This is a genomic window from Amycolatopsis sp. NPDC034160 (assembly GCF_055575355.1).
The window spans coordinates 897997-905739 of record NZ_JBVISU010000001.1; the positions used below are offsets into that span (position 1 = coordinate 897997).

Sequence of the window (7743 nt, forward strand, 5' to 3'; positions counted from 1 at the left end):
GTTTCGCGCCTACCCCAGCCCCCCGCCCGTCCCAGGGGGGCGACCCCGAGTCCAGTTTACCGGGGGTGCGGGGCGGAAAGGGCTGGTAGCGGGAGTTGTCCACAGGTTGGGGTGGTTGTGGACAAGTGCTGTGGGTAAGTGAAGAGGATTCGGGGTCGCGTCGTACCCGGGAACGTCATGAGGGGTCCCCATAGGACGAAAAATGTCCTATGGGGACCCCTCATGACACGAGCGTCAGCGAAGGCGAGCCACGAACGGGCCTCCCACGCGGCAAGGCGTGAAAGGACCGTTCATCACCCTCCTCGCCCCGTCTAGGTTCGCGGTCGCGGCGAAGGCTTGAAGTCCGGATCGTCCTTCGGCGACGGCGAGATGCGAACCGGCACAAGCCGACGGCGTCCCGGCATCGCGGCCACCAGCACCACGCCGAGCAGCAGCATCGCGGTACCCGTCCAGAACATCGGCACCGTGTCGTACGCGGCGTTGGTGTAGGCCAGGTTCTTGACCGGGCCCTTCGGCGCCGCGCCACCGTTGTTGCCCGCGGGCGGCGGTGTCGCCGTGCCGCACTCGACGCCGCCTGCCGGCGCGTACGCCCGGGCGATCTGCTCACCGAGCGAAACCTGGGCCAGCGACGAAGGCAGCTTCTTCGCGGCCTCCGGCGGGAGCGCCTTCTGCAACGCGGTGGTCGGCAGGATCTGCAGGTCCAGCAGTCGCGCGGAGGCGCCCGTCTGGAAGCCCTTGAACGGCGAGGTCATATCGCTCGACTTCTGGTTCAGCCCGGCGATCGACAGCTTCAGCACCCCGATGTCGAGGGTGAGCCCATTACCGGCCTCGCCGCCCGGAAGCTGCTTCGTGGCACCGTTCACCAGTTCGGCGAGCCCGCCGACGACCGGCACGTTCTTCAGCTGCTCGAAGCCGGGGACCTGCTTGAGCGTCGGCAGCGGGATGCCGATGGGGACATCCTTTGTCGGGTTGTGCGCGTCGAGGGTGAACAGCACCTTGTCGCCACGCAGGATCTGCAGCACCGGAGCGGTGTACTCGACCTTCGACGTCTTCTTGTCACCGGTCGAGGTGACCCGCAGCGTCGGCTGGCTGGCGACCTTGATGGTCAGGCCGAGCGGCGTGCCTTTCAGCAGTTCGATGTTGGCCGCCTGCAGGGTCGACGTCGATTCGACGGCCTTGTTCTTCGAGCCGGGGATGTCGACCAGCCGCACGACCGACCGCGACGACAGCGTGTTCGGCAGGCTCAGCACCGCACCCTTGCCGTCACCGCTGGCGCTGTTTCCCGAAAGCAGGTCGCCCAGGTTCGCCAGCGGGCCGGGCAGTCCGGCGAGCCCGGCCTTGAGCTGGTCGCTCGCCTGGGTCAGCTGCTCGGCCCCCGGCAGGTTCGGAATGGTCGGCAGCAGCGAGAGGTTCGCGATCGACGTGCTCGAATCGGCGATCGTGCCGACGCACGGCCCGAGCGTCGGGCTCCAGCGCGCGTGCGCCTCGCCGTTCAGCAGGCCGAGGTTGAACAGTGGGTTCTTCGGCGCGTTGAGGCCGCCGCTGATCGGCTTCGGGTTGTCCGGCATCGCCGTCTGCACGAGGCTGCCCGGCGTCTGCGGCGCGTTGCCCGCGGCCGACAGGCCGAACGGCGACGACTGCGCGATCGACTTCTCGTAGTTCAGGTAAGCCTCGGAGTTGGCCTGGGCGCTGGAAAGCCCCATCCCGGCTTCGAGCGCGGACTGCTTCGGCAGCATCTCACCCGCGCCGGGCAAGATCGCGCTCGTCGGGACGGCGTTGGGCAGCAGCCGCAGCACGCCGAGCGCCGCTCCCGCGTCACCGACCGCCTTGCCCAGCGGCTGCGGCCCGATCGGCGCCGACATCGGCGGCTGTCCCGGGTTCGCCGGATCGGGGATCGGCGTGGTGGGGATCGTCTGGGCGGTCGCCGGAGCCGCGGTCAGCAGAAGCAGGGCCGCGGCGGCCGGAAGCGCCAGCACACGGGGCAGTCGTTGCCGCATGAACAGGTCCTCCAGTGGGGGATGGGCCGATCTTGGGGGACTGAGACCGGCGTCATAGGACCCTAACGACGGTGGCCCCGGAAGGTGACGTTCAAGCCTCCGCTACACTTGTCTCCGTCATCGGGTGCGAGCCCGATGTACGCCGCCTTAGCTCAGTCGGCCAGAGCGATTCACTCGTAATGAATAGGTCAGGGGTTCGATTCCCCTAGGCGGCTCCGCAGGTCAGGGCCCCATTCGGTTCAACCGGATGGGGCCCTGACCCGTTTCCGGGCCTGCTCCGCACCGGGAACGAAAGTTCACCCGTTGGTGTCGCCCTTGAGGAACATCCGCGACAGCGAGGTGCCGACGCCGGTGAGGTGCTCGACGAGCGTGTCCGCGTCCGCGTCGAGCAGGCCGGAGCGCCACGCGAGCATGATCTCGACGAACCCGCCGATGCCCAGCAGGACGTTCACCCGGAATTCCAGGCCGTCCACGTCCGGCTTCAGATGCGGCCGCGCCAGTTCGATCAGCAGGCCGGTGGTCTCCTGGACGGTTTGCCGCCGCAGTTGCTCCAGCACCGCGCTGCCCGCGTGGTCGCCGAACAGGATCTGCGCCCGTGCCGGCTCTTCCTGGACGTGATGCACGACGACGTCGAGAGCGGCCCGGAGCTGTTCCAGCGCGGGCTTGTCGATCCGCGCGGCGACGGCGTCGAGGACCATCCGCAAGGTCTCGTCGCGGACCTCTTCCCACGCGGTGGCGAGGAGTTCGTCGCGGTTGGCGAAGCTCTCGTAGAAGTACCGGTCCGTCAGGTTCGCCCGCGCGCACACGCCACGCATGGTGACCGCCGCCCAGCCCTGTTCCTGCCAGATGTCCAGTGCGGCGCCGAGCAGGGCGAGCCGTCGTTCGGCGCGGCGCTCGTCGGCGGTTTTGCCGCTGTAACGGCGGGACGTGGTCACCGTTCCATCTTGACAGCAGGTGCCCTCAGATTCATTCTGAGGGCATGCGACCGCAGAATGGCCCGCGCCTCACCCGAAGCGGGGTGGCCGCCGCGCTGACGTCCGCTATCGTGCGGCCGATCGCCTCGGCGATCCCGGCCAACCGCGCTGGGATCGTGTTCTCCCGCGGCTTCATCTCGGGCAGTTTGTGGCTCGCTTCGCCACCGTTGAAGGGGAGCCGCGTCGAGCCCGGTGTGCGCGGCGAGTGGGTTCGCGGTCCCGAAGTGGCCGACGGCGACGCCGTGATCCTCTACCTCCACGGCAGCGGTTACGCGCTCTGCTCGCCCCGCACGCATCGCGGGCTGACCACGCGGGTCTCAGCCGGCACCGGGTTGCCGGTGTTCGCCTGCGAGTACCGCCTCGCGCCGCGGCACCGGTTCCCGCACGCCGCCGACGACGTCCGCGCGGCCTATGACCGGCTCGTCGAGCAAGGCCACGAACGGATTCTCGTCGCGGGTGACTCCGCGGGCGGGCATCTCGCGGTCGACCTCGCCGCGCAGCTCATTCGCGAGCACAAGGCGCCACCCGCCGCGCTCGCGTTGTTCTCGCCGCTGTTCGACGTGACGTTCTCCTTGGCCGCCGAACGGGAACGCATGCGGCGCGACCCGATGATCTCCGCCGCCGCGGCCGCCCGGTTGGTCGGTCTGTACACAGTGGACGCCGATCTCGCGTCGACGCGGCTGCGGTTCGCCTTCGACGACATCAAGGGCTTCCCGCCGACGCTTATCCAAGCGGGCGGCCTCGAAATGCTCGCCGCGGACGCCATCGAACTGGCCAGGGCACTGCGCCGCGCGGGGGCGGACTGCGAACTGGACGTGGTCCCCGGCCAGATGCACGTCTTCCAGGCGCTGACCCGGTTCGTTCCGGAAGCGCGGCCCGCGATGGACCGGGCTTGCCGATTCCTGACCGAGAATCTCCCTGCGATCGAGAGGGCGGCATAGTGCCGAAGCGGACCCATGGAGCGCACGCCGTCGTCACCGGAGCGGGCAGCGGCATCGGGAAGGCGATCGCGGCCGAACTCGTCCGGCGAAAAAGTCGCGTCGTCTGTGCCGACATCGACCTCGCTTCCGCCGAGGAAACCGTGACGGAGCTGAAATCCCAAGGCGGCGAAGCGGTCGCCGTCGCCTGCGATGTGTCCAGTGTGGAAGAAGTCGGTGAGCTGGCGAACCAGGCCCGTTCGTGGCTCGGCCGCGACCCGGACCTCGTCGTCAACAACGCCGGGATCGGCGCCGGTGGCAAACTCGTCGGCGAGAGTCCGCTGTCCGATTGGCAGCGCACGCTCGGCGTGAACCTCTGGGGTGTCATCCACGGTTGCCACACCTTCGTCCCCGCCATGCGGACGGCGAAAGCCGGTGGTGTCATCAACGTGGCCTCGGCCGCCGGTTTCACCGCCGCGCCGAGGATGGCCGCCTACAACGTGAGCAAGGCCGGGGTCGTCAGTCTTTCGGAGACACTGGCCGCGGAGCTGTCCGGCACGGGCGTCGGGGTCACCGTGCTGTGCCCGACTTTCGTACGTACCAACATCTTCGGCGGTGAACTCATCGACGCCGAAGCACGCGGCCTCGCGCAGCGGGTCTCCGACCTGGTCGGGTTCTCCCCCGAACGGGTCGCGAAGACGACGCTCGACGCCCACGATCGCGGGCGTCTGTACGTGGTGCCGCAGCCCGACGCTCAGCTTCTCTGGCACGCCAAGCGGTTCGTGCCCGTCCCCTACACGCGGATCGCCGGTCTCCTCGGCCGGTTCCTGCCCGCCGAAAAGGAGAACTGATGGCCTACGACTTCGACGCGTTGCTCCAGACCATCAAGGACAAGCAGTGGTCGCTGGCCGACATCGACTGGGACGCTCCGGGCGCGGAGACGATGACCGACGAACTGCGCGCCAAGATGCGGCCGTTCATGGCCGATCTGGTGTGGATCGAGCACGTCGGCGCCCGCGGGTTCGCCTCGCTGGCCAAGAAGGCGCCGACGCCGGTGATCCAGGAGATCTACCGGTATTTCCACGCCGAGGAACAGAAACACGCCAACGCCGAACTCGCGTTGATGAAGCGCTGGGGCATGCTCGACGAGCACGGGTCGATGCCCGAGCCGAACATCAACGTCAAGCTCGCCATCAAGGTCCTCGACGACTACGGCGACACGTTGCCGCTGACGGCGTTGGCCACGCTCATCCCGCTGCTGGAATGCGCGCTGGACGGCGCGTTGGTGAAGTTCCTGCTCGAAGAGGTCTCCGATCCGGTGTGCCATCAGGTTTTCCGGCATATCAACTCGGACGAGTCGCGGCACATCACGGCCGACTTCGAAGTCCTGGAACTGATCGGCGCCGGCTCGACGACGAAACTGCTCACCGAATCGATCGGCTCGCTCAAACCGCAGATCGTACTGGGCCTGATCGTGGTGTTCGTGCCGCTGATCAACAAGATGCGGGACAACATCGTCGCGATGGGCCTGCCGGAGAAGAAGCTGTACAACGCCGTGAAGCGGTTCTCCACCATCGGCGGCCGCGGCGAGTTCACCCAACGCATCCCGGCGTATCACGTGCTCAAGGCGCAGGCGGCGATGATCGTCGACCGCTCGCACGTCTACCACCGGCTGCTCGCCGATCCGATGGTGAAGGTGACCCGCCTGATCCCCGCGCGGCTGCTGGGCAAACCGCAGTCGTGGACCGAGGAGATCACCCACGAACCGGTCGCGTCATGACCTTGGGTGACTTCCGCGGCGAGGTGCTGCGCGGCACCGAATGGTTCGGGCACGACTTCGCCGGGCAGCGGGTCGCCGTCGTCGCGCCCGGCCGTGAGGCCGCGCAGATCGTGCCCGAGGTGGCGGCCACCGCGCTTTCGGTGAAGGTGTTTCAGGAGGAACCGGACTGGGTGGTGCCGATGCCGGTGCCCGGCCCGAGCGTCGTCGGCATCGCCGTCGCCCGGGTTTTCCTGCGCTGGCAGGTGAAAGACCCCTGGATCCGAAGGCTGCTGACGCCGGACCGCCGCTTCGGTTCGCGACGGACGGCACCGGGCCTCGGCTACTACGGCGCGCTGCGGCGACCCGGCTGCAAGCTCATCACCTGGCCGGTCTACGCCTTCGCCGCCAACGGGATCCGCACCGCCGAGGGCATCGAGCACCAGGCGGACGTCGTCGTAGTGGGCGCGAGTTCGCTGTTCGCCAAGGAAGGACTTCCGGCATGACCACGCCCGACCACGAGATCGCGATCATCGGCGGCGGTTTCTCCGGTATCGGTGCCGCGATCCTGCTCGACAAGGCGGGATTCGACGATTTCCTGATGCTGGAGGAGGGTGACGGCGTCGGCGGCGCGTGGCACTGGAACACCTATCCCGGTGTCGCCGTCGACATTCCGTCGTTCAGCTACCAGTTCTCGTTCGAGCAGATCTCCGGCTGGTCGCGGGTCTACGCGCCGGGCCGTGAACTGAAGGCCTACGCCGACTACTGCGTCGACAAGTACGACATCCGCCGCCGCACCCGCCTCGGGTCGAAGGTCGCCGCCGCCACCTTCGACGACGAAACGCACTTGTGGCGCCTGGAAACCGCTGACGGCTGGTCGATGACGGCGCGGTTCGTCGTCGGCGCCACCGGCGTGCTCACCCAGCCGAAGCCGCCGGACATCGACGGCCTCGCCGACTTCCGCGGCACGGTCATGCACACCGCCCGCTGGGACCACGGCGTCGACCTGCGCGGCAAACGCGTCGCCGTCGTCGGCACGGGGGCGTCGGCCGTGCAGGTCATCCCGTCCATCGCGCCGGAGGCCTGCCATCTGACGGTGTTCCAGCGGACGCCGATCTGGTGCCTGCCCAAACCCGACGCCGTCCTGCCCGGGCCCGCGCGGCTCGCGCTGCGGCGGTTGCCCGGCGCGAAACTGGTGTCCCGCCTGGCCAGTCAGGCGCTGGTGGAAGTCACTTTCCCGCTGGCCGCGCACTTCCACCACCTCCTGCCGACCGCGGGCGTGGGGGAGCGGATCGGGCGCGCGCATCTGCGCCGCGCGGTGAAAGACCCGGTGACCAGGGAAAAGCTCACGCCGCGGTATGCCCTGGGCTGCAAGCGGCCGAGCTTCTCCAACGACTACCTGCAGACGTTCGACCGCGACGACGTCACGCTGGAGACCACGGGCATCGACGCGATCACCGAGACCGGTGTGCGCACCGTCGACGGCACCGAACACGCCGTCGACGTCCTGGTGCTGGCGACCGGGTTCAAGGTGTTCGAGAAGGGCAACATGCCGGCGTTCACCGTGCGCGGCTCGGCCGGCGCCGACCTGGAGAAGTTCTGGGAGGAGAACCGGTTCCAGGCCTATCAGGGCGTCAGCGTCCCCGGCTTCCCGAACTTCTTCACCATTCTCGGGCCCTACGGCTACAACGGTTCCTCGTACTTCAACCTGATCGAGACGCAGACCGCGCACATCGTCCGGTGCCTGCGCAACGCGCGTAAGACCGGCGCGACTCGGGTGGAGGTCACGAACGAGGCCAACGACCGGTACTTCCAGACCATGCTGGACCGCCGCAAGTATCAGGTGTTCTTCCAGGACAGCTGCTCGCTGGCCAACAGCTACTACTTCGACGCGAACGGGGACGTGCCCTTCCGCGCCTCGCCCACGCTGGAAACGATGGTGACGAGCCGGTTCTTCGACCTCGACGACTACGCCTTCGCGGACGGCCGGTCGTGGGGGGGGGGGGGTGGTTGGGAGCAAAGAGCCACCCCCCAACACCCGGGCCCAAAGGCGGGAAAGGGGGTTCAGCCTGCTGCGGGTTCCGCGGTGTTCGCCTCTG

Annotated in this window: 7 protein-coding genes and 1 tRNA gene; 6 read left to right on the plus strand and 2 right to left on the minus strand. The window is 68.3% G+C overall.

The window, feature by feature from the left end:
• Positions 1–311 precede the first annotated feature (311 nt).
• A complete protein-coding gene (locus ACZ54P_RS04420; RefSeq protein WP_465460111.1) occupies positions 312–1997 on the minus strand; it encodes a hypothetical protein in 1686 nt (561 codons plus the stop codon).
• A gap of 141 nt (positions 1998–2138) precedes the next feature.
• Between ACZ54P_RS04420 and ACZ54P_RS04425 the strand changes: the two genes are divergently transcribed.
• Positions 2139–2212, plus strand: a tRNA-Thr gene (locus ACZ54P_RS04425).
• Between the two features lie 81 nt (positions 2213–2293).
• Here ACZ54P_RS04425 and ACZ54P_RS04430 read toward each other — a convergent pair.
• Positions 2294–2932 carry a TetR/AcrR family transcriptional regulator gene (locus ACZ54P_RS04430; RefSeq protein ID WP_465460112.1) on the minus strand — a complete coding sequence of 213 codons (639 nt, stop codon included), beginning with the start codon at positions 2930–2932 and terminating at the stop codon, positions 2294–2296.
• 44 nt (positions 2933–2976) lie between these two features.
• Here ACZ54P_RS04430 and ACZ54P_RS04435 point away from each other — a divergent pair, with 44 nt between their 5' ends.
• From ACZ54P_RS04435 to ACZ54P_RS04455, 5 genes are all read left to right on the plus strand, one after another.
• The gene (locus tag ACZ54P_RS04435; RefSeq protein WP_465460113.1) at positions 2977–3912 is read left to right on the plus strand and encodes an alpha/beta hydrolase; all 936 of its coding nucleotides are present in this window, start codon (positions 2977–2979) and stop codon (positions 3910–3912) included.
• Complete coding sequence (locus tag ACZ54P_RS04440) at positions 3912–4739, plus strand: SDR family NAD(P)-dependent oxidoreductase (protein ID WP_465460114.1); 828 nt, start codon at positions 3912–3914, stop codon at positions 4737–4739. Before ACZ54P_RS04435 ends, ACZ54P_RS04440 begins: the two co-directional genes overlap by 1 nt.
• Positions 4739–5668 (plus strand): ferritin-like domain-containing protein, encoded by a 930-nt coding sequence (locus tag ACZ54P_RS04445; RefSeq protein WP_465460115.1) that lies wholly within the window; start codon positions 4739–4741, stop codon positions 5666–5668. Before ACZ54P_RS04440 ends, ACZ54P_RS04445 begins: the two co-directional genes overlap by 1 nt.
• Positions 5665–6150, plus strand: a complete 486-nt coding sequence (locus ACZ54P_RS04450) for an NAD(P)/FAD-dependent oxidoreductase (protein ID WP_465460116.1) — start codon at positions 5665–5667, stop codon at positions 6148–6150. The genes ACZ54P_RS04445 and ACZ54P_RS04450 overlap by 4 nt, the downstream gene beginning before the upstream one ends.
• The coding region (locus ACZ54P_RS04455; protein WP_465460117.1) for a flavin-containing monooxygenase at positions 6147–7743 on the plus strand (1597 nt) is incomplete at its 3' end. The genes ACZ54P_RS04450 and ACZ54P_RS04455, both read left to right, overlap by 4 nt.

What these genes read in the sequence shown, in the direction of transcription:
- ACZ54P_RS04450 (WP_465460116.1), top strand. Translation starts at nt 5,665, where the DNA reads ATGACCTTGGGTGACTTCCGCGGCGAGGTGCTGCGCGGCACCGAATGG.
- ACZ54P_RS04435 (WP_465460113.1), top strand. Translation starts at nt 2,977, where the DNA reads ATGCGACCGCAGAATGGCCCGCGCCTCACCCGAAGCGGGGTGGCCGCC.
- ACZ54P_RS04445 (WP_465460115.1), top strand. Translation starts at nt 4,739, where the DNA reads ATGGCCTACGACTTCGACGCGTTGCTCCAGACCATCAAGGACAAGCAG.
- ACZ54P_RS04420 (WP_465460111.1), bottom strand. Translation starts at nt 1,997, where the DNA reads ATGCGGCAACGACTGCCCCGTGTGCTGGCGCTTCCGGCCGCCGCGGCC.